The sequence below is a fragment of the Amycolatopsis sp. NPDC024027 genome, from assembly GCF_040638975.1.
Taxonomy (GTDB): Bacteria; Actinomycetota; Actinomycetes; order Mycobacteriales; family Pseudonocardiaceae; genus Amycolatopsis.
In genome coordinates this window covers 268,459-291,250 of sequence record NZ_JBEZYY010000004.1, presented here as the reverse complement: position 1 = coordinate 291,250, position 22,792 = coordinate 268,459, and the positions used below count along the sequence as shown (strand labels likewise).

The following is a 22,792-nucleotide window of genomic DNA, read 5'->3' as shown; positions in this document are numbered from 1 at the left end:
GACACGGTCACTTCGCCGGGGCGGCCACCCAGGCCCCCACGGCGCTCAGCAGGCTCCGGGCGAACGGGTCCGGGAGCCGGTCGCACTCCCGCTCGAACTCCGCGAAGGCTTCCCGAGCCGCCGCCACGGCGGCCGGCCGGGCGTGCCGTGGAAGCGCCGCGGCTGTCAAGCCCGGCACGGCAAGTAGCTCGGGCAGGGCCGAGATCCGGCCGTCGAGCAGGTCGGGGAGGGTGGTGTCGAGCCGTGTCCGGTCGCCCCGCAGGGCCAGGACGTCTTCGACACGGAGGAACAACCGGCCCAGGGTCGCGCCACAGACCCGGAACGCCTCGGCGTCGACACCACCGAGAGCCGCCCCGATGCGCAGCGGGAACTCGAACAGCGACGCGAAGACCGCCTCCGCGCCGGCGCCGGTCGTCACGACGGCGGCCCGCAGCGCGGTCAGCTCGCCCAGCCAGTCCGAAAAGGACCAGGCCAGTTCCGGCGCCGCCTCGGCGATCAGCCGGGACGCCTGGCCGAGCAGGTAGTCACCGGCGAGCACGGTCGTCGCGGACTCCCAGTCCACGCCGCGTACCTCCCGCGGCGCGACCGCGGGACCGAGGAAGGCCAGCGCACCGAGCGTGGCGAGTTCGATGGCCGCGGCGACGGACGCGTCCCCTCGCGCCGGGCCGTCCCCACCGGCCACGAGCGCCGCGAAGAACCCGATCGCGGGCCGCAGCAGCAGTTTTTCATCCCGGTCGGCGGTGAACATCCGGGCCAGGAACGGCCAATCGCCGCGGACGATCGAGAGGCACACCTCGTCGCAGGTGGCGAGGAACGGCAGCAGCCGGACGCGGGTGGCGGGCGGCAGGTGCAGGGGGTCGGCTCCGGCGAGTGCGGATGCGCCTTCGGGCAGCACCACGGCCCGTCGCCCCTTCACGTAGAAGGGGTGCTCACTGCCCGCGCCGGCCGCGAGGACGCGCCACGCGAGGTGGTACCGGCGGGCCGCGTGCCGTGCGGTCTCGAAACAGCCCACGAACGCGGCCGCCAGCAACCGTTCGTATTCCCGGCGCGCGGCGGCCGGATCGTCCCGCGCGGACAGGATGGCGCGCGCGGCCAGCCGTCCTGATTGGACGGCACCGCTGAGCCCCTCGCCGGTGAACGGGTTGACCAGGCCCGCCGCGTCCCCGGCCCGCAGCCCGCCGAGGCCGGCCGCCGAACCGGGACTGAACCCGCAGGACAGCGGGCCGGAAACCAACGGCCCGGCCGGGACGCAGTCCCGGACGCGGGGATCGAGTTCGGCCAAGGCCTCGACCGCTTCGTCCATCAGGTCACCGGCAGCAACGGCGTCCAGCGCCGACGCGCCGATCGTGCACCCACCGGGCACCGGGGCGAGCCAGGCACAGCGAGGCCGCCCCCGCGGGTCGTCCGCGGGCGGCGCGAGCAACCTCAGCACGACCCCGTCTCCCGCGACGGGTCCGGTGAACCGTCGCGCACAGCTCACCCCGGTGCCGCCCGACGGCGGTTCGCCGAGGTGTCCCGCGCCGCCGGCCAGCACCACGTGCGGGGCGTCCGGCACCGTCGTCCGGTAGTCGGCTCCGCACCGGATGGCGTGGTCTCGCAAGGTGTCCCGGAGCACGGAACTGTCCACGACGGCATACCCGGCTTCGGGAACGGCGTGGGAAGTGGTGGCGTCGAAGGCGATCGTCACCGGGTGCACCGGCCAGTCATCGACGGCCACACCGATCGAACGCAGGATCTCCCGCGCCGGGCCGCCGAGCAGGACGTCGTACCCCGGCCCACGCTCTTCACGCCCGACCAGCGCCACGGGCAGGCCGCCGCGCGCCAGCACGGCGGCGGCCACCGCACCGGCCGGTCCGGCGCCGACGACGACGGCCTGGCTCAAGACCGGCTCGCTTCGAGCATCCGGGAGAGGGTGCGGCGCGCTTCGCCGTCCGGGGTGCGAGCCAGCGCGGCCCGCGCGTGTCCGAAGTGGACACCGGCGAGCGTGCGGGCGGCCCGCAGTCCCCCGTGGGCGGTGACCAGCTCCCGCACCCGCGGCAGGTCGCCACCGGAAAACGACGGCGTGAGCAGGAGCCGGTGCAGTTCTCCCGTGGTGTCCGCGCGCAGGGCGGCCAGGGTCGGCGCGCCGAACAGGCCGAGCAGGTGGTCGGTGCCGGCCGGCTTGTCGTCGCCCGCGGCTTCCAGGTCGAGGCAGTCGTCGAGGACCTGGAAGGCGATCCCCCACTCCACGCCGAACTCGGCGAGCGCCGCGGCGACCGCGCTGTCCACCTCGGACTCGATGGCGCCGAGCAGGCAGCACAGCCGGAACAGCACGCCGGTCTTGCGCCGCACGAGGTCGACGTAGTCCGGCAGGGACAGCCCGGTGTCGAAGCCGCGTTCGACGTCGAGCAGCTCTCCGTGGGCCAGTTCGGCCACCGTCCGGCTCACCGCGGTGGCGACGCCTTCGCCCAGGTCCGCCGCCTCGGTTCCGGCCGCCGCGAGGCAGGCCAGGCCGGCGAGCACCGCCAGTTCCGGCCCGGCGGCCCGGTGCGCGGCGGGTCCGCCCCGCCGGATCGCCGCCCGGTCGATCACGTCGTCGTGCACCAGCGAAGCCAGGTGCACCAGCTCGACCACCGCGCCGAGCCGCGCCACCCGCCCGGCGTCGGGCCGGCCGAATCCGGCGCAGGCGGTGAGCAGCCGCGACCGCAGCAGCTTCCCGGGCCGGTCGACGAGCCCGCCGACGGTGTCGCGCAGCGGCGCGGAAAGCCCGCCGACGAGCCGCACGAGGTGGTACCGGACGGGGTCCGCGGCCGTGGTCACCGGGAGGAGAACCCGTAGGTGTCGTCGACTTCGAGACCGGGGATCTGCCGCAGCGCCGCCACCACCCGCTGGTACACCGCCAGGTCGTTCATGTAGTCGAGCAGCTGGGCGCGCGTGCGGCCCACCGAGGGCGCGATGACGTCGTCGAAGATCACCCACAGCGCCTGCTTCTCCGGCAAGGTGACCAGTTCGGGCGACAACCCCGCGAAGACCGCGCGCACGTCGACCACGTTCTCCTGGCTCAGCTGCACGGTCGACGCCGGATCGCCGAGCAAGCCGATGACCAACGCGCGGTACTTGTCGTAGTACCGCCGCGCCTCGGCCTTCTCCTCAGGGCTCACGGTCGCCACCTCGAGCCGGTTCACCGCGACGTCGAGGTTCTGGTAGACGAGCTGGACGACCAGGTTGCCGACGGTGCTCTGGCCGAAGAACTCGTCGCGGGCCTGGTCGACGTAAGCGTTGTCGTTCTCCAACGGCAGGTCGTACAGCGCCTGGGCCGCGCCGAGCATCCGGCAGGCGATCGCCGGCATCGGAGTGTAGGTCTTGCCGTTGCCGCCTTCGCACACGACCGCGCCGGAGTCCCCGACGAGCGAGAACCGCTGCGCGTAGATCAGGTCGGTGAACTGGTAGCCGTCGACGAACACCGTTGCCGTCGTGTCCAGCACGACGCTGGAGGTGTACCCCGAACTGCGGGCGACCTTCTCGATCCGGCTGCCTTCCACCACCGGGGTGGTCGAGTCCGCCGTGAGCAGCTCGACGTCCAGTTGCGCCAGCACGGTGTCGATCTTGGCCATGAAGGTGCCGCCGTGGACGCTGGCGAGGAACGCCAGCCCGATCGCCCGGTGGGTCGGCGAAATCGGCGCCATCAGGTTGCGAGCCACCGTCGAGCTGACGCCGATGCCCGGCTCCAGCTGGGCGATGGCGGCGTCCGCGGTGTTCGGCACGCCCTTGACCAGCGGGATGGCCCGCTTGAACCGGGCGACGGTGTTCGCTTCGGCGGCACCGCCGTCGAGCGGCGCGGGCTGCACGATCGCGGCGCCCGGCGCGGTGGCGCCGAAGTTCGCCAGGACGTGGTTGGCCGAGAGCACGCAGATCGAGCCGTCGGTGCGGTCGCGGACCAGGCAGCCGAGGGTGCCCAGGGTGCCGTCGGCGAGCGAGCCGAGGCTGCCGCCCTGCAACGGAGGGCGGAACCGCTCCGCGATCGGCGACGGCGCGGCCGCCTTGGTGGCACCGGAGAACCGGAACTCCCCCGTTTCGACGACGTCCACACCGTGCCCGCCGACCGTGGCCGGCAGCAACCGGGTCCGGGAAACCAGGGCGGCGCGGCGCTTCTTGCGGACCAGGGCGACCACGACCGGTTCTTCGGTCAGCTCACCGCCGCGGGTGCGGAAGCCCTTCGCGACGCCGACGACGTTCGGGTCGGTGAGGTACTCGTCGGCCAGCCGGGCTTTCGCCCCGTCGAGCGCGGCCGCCGTACTCGGGTCCATGCGCATGGTCACCGCACCTCGATCGTCGCGACGGCGGGGTTCTGGTTGACCGGGACGAGCGTGATCGTGCTGGTGAACGAGGCGCTGGTGCCGTTGTCCTTGAACACCTTGACCGCTCCCTGGAAACCGGTCTCCGCCTCGATCTTGATCGTTCCGGGATTGCGGACCGCGGGGAGCTGAGGCGATCCGGTCAGGGTGGCGGTTCCGGTGAAGACGGTCTCGACCGCGGTGGCCGGCATCGTGACGCGGGGGAAGACGATCATCACCGGCAGGCGTCCGGAGAGGCCGCGGGAGTCGGTCACCACGACCGTGCCGGTGACCGTCGCGCTCAACGAGCTGTACCCGGTCGTCCGGAGGAGCAGCGGGAAGCTCTTGTCGCTGATCGCCTGCACGATGACCGGGCCGAACGTCACGGACGTGCCGTAGCCGGCGACCGCGGGGATTCCGGAAACGACCCTCGTCCGGAACGGCTGCGGGCTGATGCCCGGCCCGGACGCCCGCCACGTGAGCTCCGTGAACTCGTCCGAGGCCGCGTCCGCGGCGCCGACCGGCACGGCGGTCCCCGCGGCGAGCACCGCCGCCCCACGCAGGGCGGTCCGTCTTTTGAACGCGCGTTCCATCGTGACTCCCCCTCGGAATCGTCCTTTTCGGAGGCTAACCACAGAATCGAAGGACCGACAAGGGAATTTCGCGGTTTCATCGGATCACGACAAAAACCGAACGTGGGGCCGAACGGCCGATTGATCACTACTTCACCGCGGTGTTACGTTGCTGATGATCGGGCGTTTTGCCCGCCCGATCGGCAGAGGGGGAGGCAACGATGGCGCGGCTTCGCGTCCTGCTGAGCGGCACACTGGTGGCCGCCGCGATCGCCGGGCTCTGCGGAGTTCCCGCCGCGGCAAAGTCCGCTTCGGACTCACCGGTGTTCCTCGCCGCGGCCGATCCGGCCGCCACCGCGCGGAAACTCGTGCGCCGGCTCGCCGGGAAGGATCCACGGGCCGCGGTCCGCGCCGACGCCTGGGTGGCGTGGGCCGACGAAAACGACGACGTCGTCTTCGAGTTCCTCGACCACGGGCTCGCCGCCGCGGAGCAGCGGGCGGCGGAGACCGCTTCGGTCAACGCGGACTTCTGCCGCCGGATCCTGGCGACCTACACCGCGGCGTACGCGCCCGAGGTCAACGCCGCCGCGCAACGCGCGCTGCTGGGCACCGACTCGGATCGGGACCTGTTCGTGCGCCAGGGATTCGCGGCCGCGGAGCAACGCGACCGGCTCGCCCGGGAGGCGGACGGCAGCCAGCAGGAAGCTCTCGCCGAAGCGGATCGCCAGTACGTCCGCACGCTCGCCACGCACGACCCCGGCGTGCAGGTGCGCGCGGCTGCCGCCTGGGCGACCCGGCCGGGCGCCACCGATGCGGACATCGTCGAGTTCTTCGCCTACGGCTGGGCGACCGGCGCCGAACTCGACCTCGAAGCCCACCGCCTGCGGGACGCGGAGCAGGAGGCCCGCTGGCTGGCCGCGCTCCGGCAGCTCCTCGCCGACGCGCGGGAGGCGGAACGGGCCGCCCTCGAAGCCTCCGGCGAGCTCGAGGTCCAGCTGCGGGACGCCGCCGCACGGGCGTGGCAGCGGGTCGGCGAGCAGACCGGCGCGCCGCGCGTCGCCTGGGCGGACGCCGCACGGGTCGCCCGCGAGCAGGCCGCGAACTGGGCCGCGGTGGCCGCGGCCGCACAGGCCGCGACCGGGCCGAACTGGCAGGCCGTGCGCGACGCGGCCGACCCCACCGGAGCCGCCTGGGCGGCCGAACAGAGCTGGGCGGCCGAGCAGGCCGGTTTCTGGACCGACCTGCTCGCCCAAGCCGTCGACGGGGAAACCCGGATGCGGAATCCGGCGAACAAGTAAGCGCTTTCCCTTCATTCGTCCGAACCGCTCCCGGAGGACGCCGAAATGCCGCACGGATTCGTCACGAAGGTGTTCGCGCTCTTGCTGGCGTGCACCGTGTTCGCCACGACCGACGTCGAGGCGGTCACCCCGGCCCCCGTTTCGGTCACCGCCGACGACCCGCCACCGACCGGCGAGCGCCCGATTCCGCACACCGAATACCCCGGCTGGGACGGCGAGGCCGGGATGGGCGAGCCGCTCGACCCGCGGCTGTGGAAGCTGGTCTCCGACATCGCCCAGCTCTCCGAAGAACCCGAGGTCCGGGCGGCGGCGCAGGCCGCGCTGGACGCCGGCACCGAGGACGCGATCTGGGAGTTCCTCGACACCGGCGAGGTCGAAGCGCAGCAACGCGCCCAGGCCCGCCGCGACGAGACGGCCCGGGTCAACCGCGAAGCCGTCCTGGACCTGCGCGGCACCGGCGGCTCGATCTTCAACGCCGAGGTCGAGCGCGTGCTGGCCGGTTCGGACGCCGACCGGGCCGCGTTCCTCGACTACGGCCGCGGCATCGCCGCCGAGCGGGACGAGCGCACCCGGCGCAACACCCAGGCCCGCGCCGAGGAGTTGCGGGCGCGGGTGACGGCGCTGTCCGGCTCGGCGGGCCCCGAGGTGAAGCTCGCCGCACAGCAGGCGCTGGCCGCCGGGGACGCGGCGATCGTCGCGTTCTTCAACGGCGGCTACGTCGCGGCCGCGCAGCGGGACGCCGCCGCCCGCGAGCAGTACCTGAAGGAGCTGGAAGAGCGGAACAAGGCCGCCGAGGCGGCGAGCGACCTCGCCCAGCGGGCGGCCCGCGCGTCGCGGGCCCGGCAGAACCTCGTGGTCGCGAACGGCCGGGGCGTCCGGGCGCTGCAGCGCGCGGCGAACGCAATGGTCTCGGCGGGTACGGCGGCCCGGCAGGCCGCGCAGATCCTGGCCGCGAACACCGCGGGCGGCCACCACTCCCCCGAGTCGTTCAGCCTGGTCCGCCAGGAGGTGCAGCGGCAGGTGGACCTCGCGGGGCAAGCGGCGTCCGCGGCTCAGAGCGCTTCCGTCGCCGCGACGGCGGAAGCGAACATCCTGATCGAGGCGGGCCTGCCGTACGGCGCCGACTGGGCCCGGCTGGCCCAGGGCATGTCCTCGGCCGCGCAGGCCGCCGTATCGGCGATCGGGACCGCCCAGCACGCCCTCGACGCGACAGTGGCCACCGACGCCGCCATCGGGCACCAGAACGAGGCCGTGGCCCGCGCGGAAGAGGCGCGGCAGTGGCGGTTGCACGCGGACGAGCACGCAGCGCAGGCGGCGTCACTGGCTGCGGCGGCCGCCGACCAGGCCAAGGCGGCGAAGGACGCGGCCGAACGCGCCAACCAGGCCCGGATAGCCGCCGCGGCGGCCCGTGACCAGGCCTGGCAGGACCTGCAACGCACCTACGACGCCCTCCACACGGCAGACCGGGAAGCGGGGAACGCCCGCACGGCCCGCCAGGAAGCCGAACGCCAGCGCGACGAAGCCGCCCGCTACCGCCAGCAGGCCGACCAGGCCGCGGCCGAAGCGAGCCGGGCGCGGGGCGAGGCGGAAGCGAAGAAGCGCGAAGCCGCGGCTTACCTGGCCCGCGCCCGCGCCCAGGAGGACATCGCCGCCGGGTGCGAGGACACCGCCCGGCGGGAGGAGAAGAACGCCACGACCGCACGGGACCTGGCGTGGGCGGCACAACGCGCCGGAGACGCTGCCGAAGCCCGGGCGCAAGCGCTCGAGGCGTCCGCGGCGGCGGCGAGGGGAACCGCGCAGGAAGCACCCGCCTGGGCCGCCGCCCAGGAGGCCCGCGCGGACGCGGGCAACGCGGCGCAGGCGGCCCGCGACGCCCGTGACGCCGCCAACCGGGCGACCGGCGCCGCGGCCCGGGCCCGGGAGGCGGCCACCAAGGCCACCGCGGCCGCCGCCGCGTCCCGTGCCGCGGCGGAACAGGCGCAGACCGCCGCCGCGAACGCGGACCTGGCCGCGGACAACGCCGAATCGGCCGCGGCCGACACCCACGTGTCCGCCACCCGCGCGAACGCCGCGGCCGCCACCGCCACGGCCGAGGAGGTCAAGGCCGCGGCCAACGCCCGCACCGCCGCCGTGCTCGCCGAGCAGGCGACCGAGCAGGCCCGGCTGGCGACGGCCGACGCGGTCAGAGCCGGGCAGAACGCCGGCGAGTCGTTCCGCGAGGCCGTTTCCGCCGCGACCCAGGCGGGTCTCGCCGGCCGCGCCGCGCTGGCCGCCCGGGCGTCCTCGGCCGCCATCACCGCGCCGGCGAACACGGCGATCGTCGTGGTCGCGCCCTTCACCGGGACCGATCTCGACGCCGACTTCGTCGCCGAGGTCGCGGCCCAGGCCCAGGCCGCCGGCGCAGAACAGGCACAGGCGGCCCAGGACCGGGCGAACGAAGCCCGGCTTGCGGCCGAGCAGGCCCAGCAGGCCGCCGACAACGCCGCCGCCGACACCAAAGCGGCGTTCCAGGCCGCGGCCAACGCGGCGAAGTCGGCGTCGCAGGCCGCGCAGTCGGTGGCGGAGGCGGCGCGAGCCGCGGCCAGCGCGGCCTCGGTGGCGGACCTCGCCCGCGCAGCGGCGGACATGGCCAACGGCTACGACGCGCAAGCTCACGAGAACGCCGCCAAAGCGCGGCAGAAGGCGAACGAAGCGAGCGCGGACGCGGCGATCGCGGGCCTGGCGGCGGACGCCGCCGAAGGCCAAGCAGCAGCGGCACGCGGCGCGGCCACCCAGGCGGAAACGGACGCGGCGGCCGCCCGCGCGGCGGCGGCGCAAGCCGAGACCTACGCAGCCGAAGCCGCCGCGGCGGCGGAACGGGCGAGGGCCCACGCGCAGGAGACGTCGAACGCGGCCCAGCGGGCCCGCGACGTCGCCGCGGACGCGCAACGCGCGGCGGACCAGGCCGAGGCCGACCAACGGCAACGCGACGCGGACCGGCAGGCGATGCAGAGCATCATCGCCTCGGGGTGCCTGCCTGACCTCACCCTCGAGGACGCCGACCTGCTGAACAGCGATCCGGAGGGCCGGGCCACGCTCGCGGAGTACCGCGCGGCGGCCGCGGACTGCCTCAGCGGACAGGACGTCACCGACTTCCTGCTGGACGCCGGGGCCGAGGTCCTGCTGGAGTTCATCGGCGTCAACGACCTCAAGCGCTGCCTGGGCGAGGGCGACATCGCTTCCTGCCTCTGGACCGTGGTGAACGTGGTCGGCTTGGTCCTGCCCTTCATCAAGGGCAAGGCGATCGTGAAGGCGATCGCGGCCGTCGTCGCCAACATCGGCAAGTGGATCCTCCGGTCCGAACGGATCGAGAAGCTGGCCGCCAAGGCCCTGAGCATCCTCTCCAGGCTGCACCGGTACTGCAGCTGGTTCAGCGTCCTCGGCGGGATCGCCGGCGAGCGAGCCGTGGCCGGTCCGCCGGGGCCGGCGGCCGGCAAGAAGTCCGACATCTCCGACGAGTTCGCCTGTGGCAAGATCGTCTACGACAGCGATCCGCTCAGCAGCATCGCGGCGGACGTCCGGTTCGCGGTCGGGCTCTCCGACTCCAACCGCAACATCGCGGTGGCCTACGTACCCGGTTGGCCGGGCGAGTCGCCGCTGATCCACGAGAAGTTTCCCGACATCGTGATCGGCATCAGCAGCCGCAACGACAACGACAGCTACCACTCCGAAGACGACATCCTCGACCAGCTTGCCGCGAAGGGGTATTCGCCGAACCAGATCAAAGGCTTGTTCTCGGAACGCGCCCCCTGCGCCCGGTGTGCGAAGAGGCTGAAGACGGCGTTGAAGGACAACCCCGGCGCGAAGATCTCCTGGGCGGTGCCGTACGGCAAGAACCTCGCGGAGCGGAGGGCGTTCAACCGCTGGATGGCCACCCTCGTCGCGGAGGCGAAGGCGCGACGCGGTCTCGGATTCGCCATCGAAGTGGTCCTCCACCACGAGACCGCACCCGCCGGACCGCCCGGCCGGGAACCGGCCCCGCCTGCCCTCGCCCCGAGCACTCTTCCAGGAAGAAGACCGTGATGCTGAACCCCGATCCGTTCATCGACCACGCCCACGAACAGCGGCTCCGGCGGCTGGCCGAGCGGGTGGCCGAGCGCCTGCGCACCGCGGGTTTCATCGTGCACGCCGAGGTCCCGGAAGCAGGCGGCGTCGTCGTCGAAGTCAAGACGCTGCGGCATGCCCCCGGCGTGTTCGTGCAGTGGTACGTCCACCCGTCGTGGACCGAGCGAGTGGTCGGGCACACCGTCGCCGGCCGATCGGGGCACCCCGACATCCAGCGCTACGAAGCGGTCAACGACGCCATGGAGAGGGCGCTCGCGAAGGTCGTGCGGACTCTGGGGTTCACCACCCACAACCACGTCTACGAGGACTGGGCCGGGTTGGAAGTCCGCGATCCGGCCGAGGAACAGGAGACACCGTGAGAGCACTCACCACCCTGGCCGTCGCCGTCGTGGTGGCGACCTCGCTCGCCCTGCCGTCCACTCCCGCGAAAGCGGCACCAGCCGTCGCCACCGCGGCCGCCGAAGTCCCGCCCGTCGCCAGCGATTCCGAAAAGCTCCGTGCCGCCCGCACCCTCGGGATCGTGCCGACCGATGCCATGCTGCTCCTGCGGGACAAGGAGTTCGTCATCGCGCTCTGGCGGCAGGCCACCGGCCCCGAAGTCCGGGCTTCGGCCGAACTCGCCTTCGCCGGTACCGATCTCGCCTGCACCGAATGGATCAAGTCCGGGATCATCGCCGCCAACACGCGCGACCAGGCGCAGCAGATGCGGGACGCCGAAGCCGCGCGGGTCGCCCGGGAAGCCAAGGAGCAGGCCGCCATCGTCGTCGGGATCGCACCCGATGCCGAGCTGGTGGTCCAGAGCGACCGGGACTTCATCTACCAGATCACGCAACGGGCGACCGGAGCGCGGGTCAAGGCGGCCGCGCTCGTGGCGTTCGGGGCGACCGCCGCAGCGCAGAAGGAGTTCATCACCAACGGCGTCCGCACCGCGCACGCGCAGGACCAGCAGGACGCCATCGACGCCGACCAGCAGGCCGACGAAGCCCAGAAAGCCCGCGATGCCGCGGAAGCGGCGCGTGGCCGGGCGGTGACCGTCGTGCTGGTGGTCCCGTCGCCGGAGATCGTGAGCCTGTCCGACGACGACATCCTCCGTGTCATCGCCGACGGCGCCCGGCCGGGCAGCGAGGTCGAGAAGGCCGCCGTGACCGCCTTGCGCAGCCGCGTCCGCGCGGACTGGAAGCGCTTCATCGACGCCGGTGTCTACGAGGCCAACTGGCGGGACGTCGCCGCCGTGCTGGCCCGGAAGGCCGAGGCGGACCGGGCGCTGGTCGACGAGATCCGGCACAAGGCCGTGGTGGGCGGCATCCGGCCGCGGCTGGCCCGGGCCGCCGAACGGGCCCTGGCCGGCGGCGTCGACGACGTCCGCGCGTTCCTCGACCAAGGGCAGTACGTGGCGCTGACGCAGTCCTTCAGCCGCAACGCCGTCAACGGCAACATCGCCGGCCAGTACCTGCGCGAGACCGCCGACGGCCTGGTCGTCCGGCCCGGGGCCGCGGAACCGGCGCCCGGTGAAGGGCTCGACGCGACCTGGCGGGTCGTCGAGGGGCTGGCGGGTGAGGACTGCTTCTCGCTGGAGTCGCCCACGAAACCGAACTACTACCTGGCCCGGTACTACGACGGCAAGAAGACGCAGGTCGCCGTGCAGCCCGCGAACGGCACGGTCGACTTCGGCTGGAACGCCACCTGGTGCGTCGACAACATCCTGCCCGGCGCCGGGGTCACCCTGCGCGGCGGCGCCGACTTCCTGACCCGGCAAGCCGACGGCCGCGCCGGCGTCGGCATCGAGTTCTACTGGTGGGTCACCGAACCGCTGCCGGACTCGACCGAGATCACGGTGAACTGGCTGAACAAGTACCTGCCCGACTACGACCCCTACACCGATCTGCCGGTCTCGCCGCTGGGGCCGGAGCAGATCGACGGTGCCGTGCGGTACCGGGACTTCCAGCGCCGGACCGCGCCGGGGCAGGTCGCCTTCCGCAGCTACTGGAGCCGCGGCGGCGCGGTCCACCCGCTCACGACGGGACGCGGGACAGCCTGCGCGTCCCCCGAAATCCTGGCCGCGTACCTGCGCCTCGGCGGGCACCCGGCGCTGGGCGTGCCGGTCACGGACGAAGCCTGCACGTCCGACAAGGCGGGCCGGTTCGTGAACTTCGCGGGCGGCGGCTCGATCTATTCGGCCGACCGCGCCGGCGCGCACGCCGTGCTCGGCGCGATCCGCACCAAGTGGCTCTCCCTCGGCGGGGAGAAGTCCACGCTCGGTTACCCGACCTCCGACGAGGTCGCCATCCCCGGCGGCCGCCGCAGCACGTTCGAACGCGGCCGCATCGACTACGACACCGCCACCGGCGTGGCGACCGTGTACCCGGCGAGCTGAAGGAGCCCCACGATGACAGGCAGAACCCGGCTGGGGCTCGCGGCGGGCGCCGCGGCTCTCGCCCTGCTCGGGACCGTGACCCCGGTGGCGGCTCCCCCGGCCGCCGCCGCGGTCACGGCCGACGCGCCCCGGTCCGCGACCCAGGAGGACAAGGTCCGCGCGGCGCAGGAGATCGGCCTCGTCGCGAGTCCCGATCTCCTGATCCTCACCGACCGGAACTTCGTGTTCGCGCTGTGGCAGCGGGCGACCGGCACCGAGGTGCGGGCGTCGGCGGAACTCGCCTACGCGGGCACCGAACCGGAGCAAACCCAGTGGATCAAGACCGGAGTCCGTGACGCGAACGCCCGTGACCAGGCCCGCATCCTGCGCGACGACGCGGCGGCGCGGGCGGCCCGCGAGGCCAAGCAGCGGGCTGCACTGGTCAACGGCATCGTGCCGTCGCAAGTGCTGCTGATCCAGAGCGACCAGGAGTTCGCCTTCGCCATGTGGGAACACGCTTCCGGGCCGAAGCTGAAGGCCGCGGCGCTGGCGGCTTACCAGGGCGACGCCGCCGCGCGGAAGGACTTCATCCTCACCGGGATCTTCACCGCCCGCGCCGCCGACCAGCAGGACCTGATCGACGCCGACACGACGGCGGACGCCGCCAAGAAGGCGGCCCTCGCGGCGCGCGACGCCCGGAGCCGAGCCGCGGCGGTGGTCGCCGTCGTGCCGAGCGAAGGCCAGCTCGTCGAGCCGGACGTCAACTTCGTGCTCGATCTGTGGCAGGCGGCCAAGACGGGCACCGAGGTGCGGGCGGCGGCCGAGCGCGCCCTGCGGACGATGGACGAGGCGCAGCTGAAGGCGTACATCGGCACCGGGATCCACAGCGCGAACCTGCAGGACTGGTTCACCTGGATCCGGAAGAAGGGCGAGGCGGACCGGCGGCTGCTGTTCGAACTGCGGACGCGCGCCGAGCAGAGCCGCGTGCACCCCGCCCTGGTCGCCGGGGCGAACACCGCCATGGCGGGCACCGACGACGACGTCGACCGCTTCCTGCGGCTCGGCCAGTACGAGGACGCGGCCCTCGTCCAGTCCGTCCGCTCGCAGAGCCCCGGCGCCGCCGGCTGGTACCTGCGCGGCCTGACCGACGCCGTCGTCGGCGCGGGCGCCGGAACCGACACGGCTTGGCGGGTCGTGCCCGGCAAGGCCGACCCGAGCTGCCACTCCTTCGAATCGGTGGCCCATCCCGAGTACTACCTGCGGCAACAGGGCCTGCGGGTCGTGCTCGGCGCGTCCGACGGCACCGACGTGTTCCGCGCGGACGCCACCTGGTGTTCGAAGGCCGGGCTCTCCGGCTCCGGCGTCACGCTGGAGTCCTTCAGCGCCCGGGGCCGGTTCCTGCGCCAGTACACCACCGCGGTATGGGCGGCCGACTCCGGCGGCCAGCACCCGTACGACACTCCGAACGGCTACGCGGCGGACGCCTCCTGGCAGGTCGACGTCCCGTGATGCCCGCCGTGGCCGGGGTCCGTGCGGGCCCCGGCTACGGCAACGTCCACTGTGGACGCGAACCGCCCGAGCGCGGCGACGGCAGCAGCTCGCTCACCGGGTACCGCAGCGGCATCGGCGCCGCCCCGGCCCGCAACGCCAGCTCCATCTCGAAGCGCGCCGCCGGGTCGCGGAGACTCTCGCCGAACGTCGCCTGCAGCTGGCGCATGCGGTAGCGGACCGTCTGCGGGTGGACGCCCAGGCGCTCGGCGATCTCCACCACGTTGCCCTGGCTGTCCAGCCACGCCCGCAGCGTCTCCAGGAGCCGCTCCTGCTGCTTGCCCGTCATCTCCGCCAGCGGCGCGAACAGGCGCTGCCGCAGCGTGCCGACCAGGCCCGTGTCGGAGTTGACCAGCAGTGTCGCCAGGTGCTCCTCCGCGCGCAGCACCGGGCGCGCCGCCAGGACGCCGCGCTCGGCCAGCTGCAGCGCGTTCCGGGCCCAGCGCAGGGAATCCGCCACCGAAGCGAGCGGGACGCACGGGCCGATCGCCAAGCGGCAGTCCGGCAGCGCCACCTGCAGCGCCGCCAGCCGGGCACCGCTCAGCTCACCGGGCACGACCAGTTTCGGGTCCGGCGTGTCGAGCTCGGCGAGGATGTCCGCGTCCAGCCCGGCGTGCCGGCGGGCCGGGGCGACGCCACTGGCCGGGCAGACCGCCACCGGTGTCGCGTCCACCGGCACCGGCCAGCCGATCAGCTGGGCCAGCTCGGCAATCGCTTTCGGGGACGCGGGCGGCGTCTCGAGGATCAGGTGGAGCAGCTTGCGGCGCCAGGTGTCCAGCGCTCCCGCCGTGCGCGCCTTCGCCTCGAGGTAGCCGTCGAGCGCGACGGAGGCGAGCTCGTCCATGAACGCCAGCATGGCGTCGGCCAGCTGGGACATCACCGCCGACGAAAGGCCGCTGCGCCGCCCGACGCGCATGATGCGCCGCCACGACACCCGCGCGCCGACGCGGTAGGCCGACTGCAGCGTGTCGAGGCTGCGGCCCTCGCGCATTTCGTTCTGCCCCAGCCGGTGGTGCACCTCGTGGGACTGCTCCTTCGACACCGTCGGGTCGGCGATCTGCGCGACGAACAGCGTGATCGCGTATTCGACGCCGGCCCGGATCGACTTGCCGTAGGGCCCGTCGAGCGGGCGCGCGTAGGCCGGGATGGTCGCGCGGATCTCTTCGACGATTTCGGCGGCGAGGCTGGCCAGCTCGGGGCGCAGGATGTCGGCGAGCTTGCGCGGTAGGGCGGCGGGTGGCGGCGGCGCAGCGTGATCGAATCCGCGCTCCACCGACATCGCAGCTCCTTCGCTCCGCCCCGGACTCCGGTCGCGGGCACCTCGCGGCCGGGCACCCGTGCCTGTTGCCCGGATGACAACCGACACATCGAAAAACTAACGCCAAACGTGTCACACCCGTGAAGGAAAACCGATTTCTTGTCATCACGGTGACAATTTCACGCGGTTCGGCTGCGATGAGCTGACAAGTGTCCCGCCGACTGCCCCTGGGCGTGCGTACGAACGGACGAACCTCCAACGACCGGCCCGCGCTGCGGTTACGCCGGCATCTTGTATCGTGTGGTTGATACAAGCGAGAGGAGCGGCGATGCTGCAGCTCGACAACCTGTTCTGGATCGCGGTCATCATGGGCCTGTTCGGCCTGGTGATCCTGATCGTGCTCTGGCCGGGGCAGAAGCACGGTAAGCGCTTGCTGAAGCGCTGGGGCGTCGCCGAACCCGACGCCGGGGAGGTCGAGCTCGCCGTCCGCTACCTGAAGCGGCGCCGGCTCTGGTACCCGTGGCTGTTCCTCGCGATCCCGCCGCTGCTCGACGACACGACGACGGGCTCGATCCTCGCCACCCTGCTGCTCGGCGGCCTGATCGCCGAGCTGCTGGCCCAGCGCCCGTCCCGGGGTCCGCGGCGCGAAGCCGATTTGGCGCCGCGGACGCTGCTGGGGATCGTCCCGGCGTGGATCCTGGTGCTGGGCGGGCTGGCGGCCGCGGCGGCGCTGCTGCACCTGGGCCTGACGGCTCAGTGGAAGCTGCTGGCGGTGGCCGCGGGCACGGTCGTGGTCAGCGCGGCGATCACGCTGCTGGCGGTGCGCCGCCCGGCGGTCGGTGCCCCGCGTGCCGACCTGGCGCTGCGCTGCCGCAGCGCGCGCGTGGCGGTCGGCCTGGGCATCGGCGCCTGCACGGCGGTCGGCTGGCCGGCGGGCGACTTGATCTCGTTCCTGGCGGTCGCGGCCGGCCTGGCGGCCTTCCTGGCGGTGACGGCCCCGGCGAAACGCCTGCCGGCGGCGGCGTGAAGATCGTCGTCGACACCGAGAACGGCGTGCCGCCGTGGCGGCAGGTGCACGACCAGGTGATCCGGGCGGTGACGGCGGGAGCACTGCCCGAAGGGGCCCGGCTACCGCCGATCCGCCAGCTGGCGCGCGACCTCGGGCTGGCGTCCGGGACGGTGGCCCGGGCCTACCGCGAGCTGGAGGCGGCGGGCTGGGTGGCCACGGCCGGCGCCCGCGGCACGGTGGTAACGCTCCCCTCGGGCCGCCCGGACCGCGCGGCCCTCCTGGCCGCGGCGGCGGCGGAGTTCGCGTCCCAGGCCCGGGACCTGGGCGCGGACGAGGACACAGCCCTGGACGCAGTCCGCGCGGCCTACCGGTCGTGAGCGGTAAAGAGGGTTAGAACCCTACTTACCACTCGCGAGCAGCCGTCCCACCGCAGCCACGACCGGCTCCAGGACCTCGACCTCGCGCGGTGTGCCCACACACTCCGTGATCCCCGCGCCGACCACCTCGAACCGGGCCAGCGCGTCCAGCTCCGACACCAGCCGAGCGATCGTCCAGCCGTCCGGCTCCGGGTAGTTCAGCCCGGCGAACTCGGCCGGGTCCAGCACGTCCAGATCCACGTGCACGTACAGCTTCTCCACACCCGTCAAAGCGGCCACGGAAGTCACCGCCAGCCCCCGCGAGACCGCCGCCCGTTCCTCCGGGTCGAACGCCCGTGTCCCGGCGAGGACCACGTTCCCCGGGGTCAGCGCCGGGTCCGCCGCGAACTCCGGGTCGCCCTCGCCGAACAGCGACCGCAGCACCATGCCGTGGTACGCGCCCGACGGCGACGACTCCGCCGTGTTCAGGTCCGGGTGGGCGTCGAACCACGCGACGCCCAGCCCGGGGCCGTGGCGGAAGCGGGCCACGCCGATCGGCACCAGCTCGACGCCGCAGTCGCCGCCGATCGTCAGGACCGGGCCGCCCGGTGCCTCCAGGGCCGCCAGCTGGGCCGCGCGGTTCGCGCCGGTCAGCTCGGCCCGGGACGCGATTCCACCGTCCACTTCGGACGTCGAACGGGTCTGCCGGACGTGGTGCACCGGCCGGCCGAGCACGTGCCCGGCCAGCTCGGACAGGGCCACGCAGCCGTCCGGCAGTTCCGCCGCGCGCGGTCCCAGCGCGCCCTGCCGTTGCGGTACCGCGTTGATCAGCATCCACCGATGCTAGCGCCGACCGCAACGCAGTGAATGACTCATTCCTGGCGTCCGACGCCAGGAATGAGTCATTCACTGCAGCTCACTCGAGGACCAGCAGAAGGTCACCGCCCTCGACCTGCTGCACCGCGGTGATCGCCCGCCGGGCCACCTTGCCGCCGGCCGACGCCGTGATCGAGGCCTCCATCTTCATCGCCTCGATCGTCGCCACCGTCGCCCCGGCTTCGACCGTGTCGCCCTCGGCGACCTGCAGCGTGACCACGCCCGCGAACGGCGCCGCGACCTGCTTCGGGTTGCCCTTCTCGGCCTTCTCCGTCGCCGGGATGTCGGAGGCGATCGAGCGGTCGCGGATCTGGATCGGCCGCAGCTGGCCGTTCAGCGTCGACATCACCGTGCGCACGCCGCGCTCGTCGGCTTCGCCGATCGCCTCCAGCTCGATGAGCAGCCGCACGCCCGGCTCGAGGTCCACCGGGTACTCCTCCCCCGGCCGCAGCCCGTAGAAGAAGTCCTTGCTCGGCAGCACCGACGTGTCGCCGTAGGCCTCGCGGTGCGCCTCGAACTCCTTCGTCGGCCCGGGGAACAGCAGCCGGTTGAGCGTCCGGCGGGGGTGCTCGGCAAGCGCCGTCCGGTCCTCTTCGGACAGTTCGGCGACCGGCTTCGCGGCGGCCCGGCCCTCCAGGGCCTTGGTGCGGAACGGCTCCGGCCAGCCACCCGGCGGGTCGCCGAGCTCGCCGCGCAGGAAGCCGATCACCGAGTCGGGGATGTCGAACTTGTTCGGCTCCGCCTCGAAGTCGGCCGGCGAGACGCCCGCGCCGACCAGGTGCAGCGCGAGGTCGCCGACGACCTTGGACGACGGCGTCACCTTCACCAGGTGGCCGAGGATCTTGTCCGCGGCGGCGTACATCGCCTCGATGTCCTCGAAGCGGTCGCCCAGGCCCAGCGCGATGGCCTGGGTGCGCAGGTTCGACAGCTGCCCGCCCGGGATCTCGTGGTCGTAGACGCGCCCGGTCGGCGACGCCAGCCCGGCCTCGAACGGCGCGTAGATCTTGCGCACGCTCTCCCAGTACGGCTCCAGGTCGCCGATCGCCCGCAGGTCGAGCCCGGTGGTGCGGGCGGAGTGGTCGGTGGCCGCCACGATCGACGACAGCGACGGCTGCGACGTCGTGCCCGCCATCGACGACACCGCGCCGTCGACGGCGTCCGCGCCCGCGTTGATCGCCGCGAGGTAGGTGGCCAGCTGGCCGCCCGCGGTGTCGTGGGTGTGGATGTGCACCGGCAGGTCGAACTCCTTGCGCAGCGCGGTGACCAGCTTGGTCGCCGCGGGCGCGCGCAGCAGCCCGGCCATGTCCTTGATCGCCAGGACGTGCGCCCCGGCGCCGACGATCTGCTCGGCCAGCTTGAGGTAGTAGTCGAGCGTGTAGAGCTTCTCGCCCGGGTCGGACAGGTCCGAGGTGTAGCAGAGCGCCACCTCGGCGACCGCGGAGCCGGTCTCGCGCACGGCTTCGATGGCCGGGCGCATCTGCTCGACGTCGTTGAGCGCGTCGAAGATCCGGAAGATGTCGATGCCGGTGTGCGTCGCTTCCTGGACGAAGGCGTTCGTCACCTCGGTGGGGTACGGCGTGTACCCGACGGTGTTGCGCCCGCGCAGCAGCATCTGGAGGCAGATGTTCGGCACGGCCTCGCGCAGCGCGGCCAGCCGCTCCCACGGGTCCTCGGCGAGGAACCGCAGCGCGACGTCATAGGTCGCGCCGCCCCAGCACTCCAGCGAAAGCAGCTGCGGGAGCGTGTTCGCGACGACCGGCGCCACCGCGAGGAGGTCCTTCGACCGGACGCGGGTGGCGAGCAGCGACTGGTGCGCGTCGCGGAACGTCGTGTCGGTGACGCCGATGTGCGGCGACTCCCGCAGCCAGCGCGCGAACCCGGCCGGGCCCAGCTCGGCGAGCTTCTGCTTCGAGCCCGGCGCCGGCTGGGCACCCTTCGGGAGCTTCGGCAGCTTGACCGTGGCGTCCGGCGTCTTCGGGCGCTCGCCGTGTGGCTTGTTGACCGTCTGGTCGGCGAGGTAGGTCAGCAGGCGCGTGCCGCGGTCGGCGGACTGCCGCGCGGTGAGCAGCTGCGGGCGTTCCTCGATGAACGACGTCGTGACGCGCCCGGCGCGGAAGTCCGGGTCGTCGAGGACGGCCTGCAGGAACGGGATGTTCGTGGCCACGCCGCGGATCCGGAACTCGGCGACGGCGCGGCGCGCGCGCCCGACGGCGGTCTTGAAGTCCCGCCCGCGGCAGGTGAGCTTCACCAGCAGCGAGTCGAAGTGGGCGCTGATCTCGGTGCCGGAGAAGGCGGTACCGCCGTCGAGCCGGATGCCGGAGCCGCCCGGCGAGCGGTAGGCGGAGATCATCCCGGTGTCCGGGCGGAAGCCGTTGGCCGGGTCTTCGGTGGTGATGCGGCACTGCAGCGCGGCGCCGCGCAGGTAGATCTTGTCCTGGGAGAGCCCCAGGTCGTCGAGGGTCTCGCCGGAGGCGATCCGCAGCTGCGACTGCACGAGGTCGACGTCGGTGACCTCTTCGGTGACCGTGTGCTCGACCTGGATGCGCGGGTTCATCTCGATGAAGACGTGGTTGCCCTGCTTGTCGAGCAGGAACTCGACGGTGCCGGCGTTGCGGTAGCCGATCTTCTCGGCGAACTTGACGGCGTCGGCGCAGATGCGGTCGCGCAGTTCGGGGTCGAGGTTCGGCGCCGGGGCCAGCTCGACGACCTTCTGGTGGCGCCGCTGCACCGAGCAGTCGCGCTCGTAGAGGTGGATGATGTTGCCCGCGCCGTCGGCGAGGATCTGCACCTCGATGTGCCGCGGCTCGACGACGGCCTTCTCGAGGAAGACGGTGGGGTCGCCGAAGGCGGACTCGGCCTCGCGCGCGGCGGCCTCGATGGACTCGCGCAGCACGGCGGGGTCCTCGACGCGGCGCATGCCGCGCCCGCCACCGCCGGCGACGGCCTTGACGAACACCGGGAAGCCCAGCTCCTCGGCCGCGGCGACCAGCGCGTCGACGTCGTGTGAGGGTTCGGACGACCCGAGCACGGGCACGCCGGCCTCGCGCGCGGCCTTCACCGCGCGGGCCTTGTTACCGGTGAGTTCGAGAATGTCGGCGCTCGGCCCGACGAAGGTGATCCCCGCTTCCTCGCACGCGCGCGCGAGATCGGGGTTCTCCGAGAGGAAGCCGTAGCCGGGGTAGACGGCATCGGCCCCGGCCTTCTTCGCGGCGGCGACGATCTCGTCGACCGAGAGGTAGGCGCGCACGGGGTGACCGGGTTCGCCGATCTCGTACGCCTCGTCGGCCTTCAGGCGGTGCAGCGAGTTGCGGTCTTCGTGCGGAAACACGGCAACCGTGCCGGCACCGAGTTCGTAGCCGGCGCGGAACGCCCGGATCGCGATCTCCCCGCGGTTGGCCACCAGAACCTTGCGGAACATGCCCGGTCCTTCCCTCTTGGATCGGTAAGTCAACGCACGTTACCCGGTTCTTCCCGCTCTGCGGGAGTTCAGTCCCGGGTGATGGACATCATGCGGACCGGGAGGTTCACCGGTCACCCCTGGTGGCAGTCCTCGACGACACCTCGGCGCACGTGGAGGCGGATGCGGTTCGGGCGCAGGTCCAGCGTGACCGCCGAGGGTGTCCCGGCGTCGATGACCTGCACTTGGAAGCCGTCACGCTCGCAGCGTTCCCTGGCGTCCTCGGTCTTCCGGCCCACGAGTTCGGCCAGGTCGAACGAGGGCGGCCGACGTGGGAGCGGGAATCCGGGCATGGCGCACCTCCTCCGGTACCGCTTCTCCTGCGGCACCAGCTTCCCGGAGCCGGGCCCCGGTCGCCAGACGGCGCGTGGCGCAACCGCCCGGCCGTGGCCGGCCGCACCCCGACGGCCCCAGAGCAGCGCCCACCCTCCCGGGGGTCCGTCCCGTCTCCAGCCTATCGGGCCTGGCGGACACACAAGCCGGAAAAGCCGCAAATCGGGCACGGTGTCCACACCTCGGCTGCGTTGTGGACAACCGGTCTCTCGGCAGCGTTCACCGGCCCCCCAGTGGCGTTCGTGGCGGCCGATGACGAGGGCTGCTTGGACGTCGGCGCCGACGCGGTGGGGGGCGAGAGAGGCCGACGTTTCTTGGGCTGCGACGGCGGTCAAGGCGCCGAGGACGCCGAAGCGCGGGCGCCTGCCGCTGCGGAGAACCTCACGGGCGACAACCGGCCTCTCACCTTCCCGGCGGCGCACCTCTCACCCACCAGGCGCCGCGTAAAGCAGCCGGTTGGCCGTGCCGTCCGGAACCCCCTTGAGCGCGTCCGGTGTCGCCGCGCGGATCAGGGCCTCGTCCACCTGGGCCGGGGTGTCGCCGGGGTGCTGGGCGCGGTACAGCGCCGCCACGCCGGCCGCGAACGCCGCCGCCATCGAGGTGCCCGATTCCGGGCCCGCCCCCGTGCCGCCCGCGATCGGGGCCGGGATGTCGCTGCCCGGGGCGTACAGGTCGACGTCCTGGCCGGAGTTCGACGTCTTGTCCGGGCGGTCCTGGGCGTCGGAGGCCGCGACCGTCAGCGCCTCCGGCACCCGGCCCGGCGAGAAACCGCTCGCGTCGGCCGTCTCGCTGCCGGCCGGCACGGCGATCGGCACCACCGTCGCCAGGCGCTTGACCGCGGCGTCGAGCTGGTCGTTCGGCACCCCGCCGATGCCCAGGACGGCGACCGCGGGCTGCTGGGCGTTCTGCGCGACCCAGTCGATCCCCGCGATGATCTGGTCGGTCGCGCCACCGCCGCCGGCGTCCAGCACCCGCACCGGCACGATCTGCGCGCCCTTCGCGACGCCGTAGTCCTTGCCCGCGGCGATGCCGGCGAGGCGGGTGCCGTGGCCGTTGGTGTCGGTGGTGTCGGAGCCGCCGTTCAGGAAGTCCCGCCCGGGCGCGACGCGGCCCTGGAAGTCGGGGTGCTTCGCGTCGACGCCGCTGTCGATCACGTAGATCGTGACGCCCGAGGCGTCGCTCGCGTAGTGGTAGGCGTGGTCGAGGCCGGTCCGCTGGTCGATCCGGTCCAGCCCCCAGCCGGGCGGATCGGGCTGCACCCCACCGGTCGAGACCGGCCCGGCGAGCACGGCCATCGCCGCGAGAAGCATCCTCA

General features: G+C 73.1%; 16 protein-coding genes. 7 read left to right on the top strand and 9 right to left on the bottom strand.

What is annotated here, in order from left to right:
* Nucleotides 1-7 precede the first annotated feature (7 nt).
* From AB0F52_RS13250 to AB0F52_RS13235, 4 genes are read right to left on the bottom strand one after another with little or no spacing between them, the layout of a single operon-like run.
* Complete coding sequence (locus AB0F52_RS13250) at nucleotides 8-1,882, bottom strand: hypothetical protein (RefSeq protein ID WP_360169013.1); 1,875 nt, start codon at nucleotides 1,880-1,882, stop codon at nucleotides 8-10.
* Nucleotides 1,879-2,799, bottom strand: coding sequence for a polyprenyl synthetase family protein (locus AB0F52_RS13245; protein ID WP_360169010.1), 921 nt, complete (start codon nucleotides 2,797-2,799; stop codon nucleotides 1,879-1,881). Before AB0F52_RS13245 ends, AB0F52_RS13250 begins: the two co-directional genes overlap by 4 nt.
* Nucleotides 2,796-4,298, bottom strand: coding sequence for a hypothetical protein (locus AB0F52_RS13240; protein ID WP_360169007.1), 1,503 nt, complete (start codon nucleotides 4,296-4,298; stop codon nucleotides 2,796-2,798). The genes AB0F52_RS13245 and AB0F52_RS13240 overlap by 4 nt, the downstream gene beginning before the upstream one ends.
* Complete coding sequence (locus AB0F52_RS13235) at nucleotides 4,295-4,906, bottom strand: hypothetical protein (RefSeq protein ID WP_360169004.1); 612 nt, start codon at nucleotides 4,904-4,906, stop codon at nucleotides 4,295-4,297. The genes AB0F52_RS13240 and AB0F52_RS13235 overlap by 4 nt, the downstream gene beginning before the upstream one ends.
* Before the next feature lie 200 nt (nucleotides 4,907-5,106).
* Between AB0F52_RS13235 and AB0F52_RS13230 the strand changes: the two genes are divergently transcribed.
* From AB0F52_RS13230 to AB0F52_RS13210, 5 genes are read left to right on the top strand one after another with little or no spacing between them, the layout of a single operon-like run.
* Nucleotides 5,107-6,183, top strand: a complete 1,077-nt coding sequence (locus AB0F52_RS13230; protein ID WP_360169001.1) for a hypothetical protein — start codon at nucleotides 5,107-5,109, stop codon at nucleotides 6,181-6,183.
* A gap of 45 nt (nucleotides 6,184-6,228) precedes the next feature.
* Nucleotides 6,229-10,245 carry a nucleic acid/nucleotide deaminase domain-containing protein gene (locus AB0F52_RS13225; protein ID WP_360168998.1) on the top strand — a complete coding sequence of 1,339 codons (4,017 nt, stop codon included), beginning with the start codon at nucleotides 6,229-6,231 and terminating at the stop codon, nucleotides 10,243-10,245.
* Nucleotides 10,245-10,646, top strand: coding sequence for a hypothetical protein (locus tag AB0F52_RS13220; RefSeq protein WP_360168995.1), 402 nt, complete (start codon nucleotides 10,245-10,247; stop codon nucleotides 10,644-10,646). The genes AB0F52_RS13225 and AB0F52_RS13220 overlap by 1 nt, the downstream gene beginning before the upstream one ends.
* Nucleotides 10,643-12,661 (top strand): AbfB domain-containing protein, encoded by a 2,019-nt coding sequence (locus tag AB0F52_RS13215; protein ID WP_360168992.1) that lies wholly within the window; start codon nucleotides 10,643-10,645, stop codon nucleotides 12,659-12,661. The genes AB0F52_RS13220 and AB0F52_RS13215 overlap by 4 nt, the downstream gene beginning before the upstream one ends.
* A gap of 12 nt (nucleotides 12,662-12,673) precedes the next feature.
* Nucleotides 12,674-14,149 carry an AbfB domain-containing protein gene (locus AB0F52_RS13210; RefSeq protein ID WP_360168989.1) on the top strand — a complete coding sequence of 492 codons (1,476 nt, stop codon included), beginning with the start codon at nucleotides 12,674-12,676 and terminating at the stop codon, nucleotides 14,147-14,149.
* Nucleotides 14,150-14,183: 34 nt separating this feature from the next.
* Here AB0F52_RS13210 and AB0F52_RS13205 read toward each other — a convergent pair whose 3' ends face one another.
* Nucleotides 14,184-15,467 carry a helix-turn-helix domain-containing protein gene (locus AB0F52_RS13205; protein WP_360168986.1) on the bottom strand — a complete coding sequence of 428 codons (1,284 nt, stop codon included), beginning with the start codon at nucleotides 15,465-15,467 and terminating at the stop codon, nucleotides 14,184-14,186.
* 307 nt (nucleotides 15,468-15,774) lie between these two features.
* On the opposite strand from AB0F52_RS13205, the gene AB0F52_RS13200 reads away from it, so the two are divergent.
* Nucleotides 15,775-16,473 carry a hypothetical protein gene (locus tag AB0F52_RS13200; protein WP_360168983.1) on the top strand — a complete coding sequence of 233 codons (699 nt, stop codon included), beginning with the start codon at nucleotides 15,775-15,777 and terminating at the stop codon, nucleotides 16,471-16,473.
* Nucleotides 16,470-16,832, top strand: coding sequence for a GntR family transcriptional regulator (locus AB0F52_RS13195; RefSeq protein WP_360168980.1), 363 nt, complete (start codon nucleotides 16,470-16,472; stop codon nucleotides 16,830-16,832). The genes AB0F52_RS13200 and AB0F52_RS13195 overlap by 4 nt, the downstream gene beginning before the upstream one ends.
* Nucleotides 16,833-16,853: 21 nt before the next feature.
* Here AB0F52_RS13195 and AB0F52_RS13190 read toward each other — a convergent pair whose 3' ends face one another.
* The 4 genes from AB0F52_RS13190 to AB0F52_RS13175 form a co-directional block, all read right to left on the bottom strand.
* Nucleotides 16,854-17,645, bottom strand: coding sequence for an arginase family protein (locus tag AB0F52_RS13190; RefSeq protein WP_360168977.1), 792 nt, complete (start codon nucleotides 17,643-17,645; stop codon nucleotides 16,854-16,856).
* Between the two features lie 82 nt (nucleotides 17,646-17,727).
* On the bottom strand, nucleotides 17,728-21,105 hold the full coding sequence (locus tag AB0F52_RS13185; RefSeq protein ID WP_360168974.1) for a pyruvate carboxylase: 3,378 nt from the start codon (nucleotides 21,103-21,105) through the stop codon (nucleotides 17,728-17,730).
* Nucleotides 21,106-21,218: 113 nt separating this feature from the next.
* Nucleotides 21,219-21,437: a hypothetical protein gene (locus AB0F52_RS13180; protein ID WP_360168971.1), complete on the bottom strand. Its 219-nt coding sequence runs from the start codon at nucleotides 21,435-21,437 to the stop codon at nucleotides 21,219-21,221.
* Nucleotides 21,438-21,902: 465 nt separating this feature from the next.
* Nucleotides 21,903-22,772: a S8 family peptidase gene (locus AB0F52_RS13175; RefSeq protein WP_360169576.1), complete on the bottom strand. Its 870-nt coding sequence runs from the start codon at nucleotides 22,770-22,772 to the stop codon at nucleotides 21,903-21,905.
* Between the last annotated feature and the right edge of the window lie 20 nt (nucleotides 22,773-22,792).

What these genes read in the sequence shown, in the direction of transcription:
- AB0F52_RS13200 (WP_360168983.1), top strand. Translation starts at nt 15,775, where the DNA reads ATGCTGCAGCTCGACAACCTGTTCTGGATCGCGGTCATCATGGGCCTG.
- AB0F52_RS13190 (WP_360168977.1), bottom strand. Translation starts at nt 17,645, where the DNA reads ATGCTGATCAACGCGGTACCGCAACGGCAGGGCGCGCTGGGACCGCGC.
- AB0F52_RS13175 (WP_360169576.1), bottom strand. Translation starts at nt 22,772, where the DNA reads ATGGCCGTGCTCGCCGGGCCGGTCTCGACCGGTGGGGTGCAGCCCGAT.
- AB0F52_RS13225 (WP_360168998.1), top strand. Translation starts at nt 6,229, where the DNA reads ATGCCGCACGGATTCGTCACGAAGGTGTTCGCGCTCTTGCTGGCGTGC.
- AB0F52_RS13220 (WP_360168995.1), top strand. Translation starts at nt 10,245, where the DNA reads ATGCTGAACCCCGATCCGTTCATCGACCACGCCCACGAACAGCGGCTC.
- AB0F52_RS13185 (WP_360168974.1), bottom strand. Translation starts at nt 21,105, where the DNA reads ATGTTCCGCAAGGTTCTGGTGGCCAACCGCGGGGAGATCGCGATCCGG.
- AB0F52_RS13205 (WP_360168986.1), bottom strand. Translation starts at nt 15,467, where the DNA reads ATGTCGGTGGAGCGCGGATTCGATCACGCTGCGCCGCCGCCACCCGCC.
- AB0F52_RS13230 (WP_360169001.1), top strand. Translation starts at nt 5,107, where the DNA reads ATGGCGCGGCTTCGCGTCCTGCTGAGCGGCACACTGGTGGCCGCCGCG.
- AB0F52_RS13235 (WP_360169004.1), bottom strand. Translation starts at nt 4,906, where the DNA reads ATGGAACGCGCGTTCAAAAGACGGACCGCCCTGCGTGGGGCGGCGGTG.
- AB0F52_RS13180 (WP_360168971.1), bottom strand. Translation starts at nt 21,437, where the DNA reads ATGCCCGGATTCCCGCTCCCACGTCGGCCGCCCTCGTTCGACCTGGCC.
- AB0F52_RS13210 (WP_360168989.1), top strand. Translation starts at nt 12,674, where the DNA reads ATGACAGGCAGAACCCGGCTGGGGCTCGCGGCGGGCGCCGCGGCTCTC.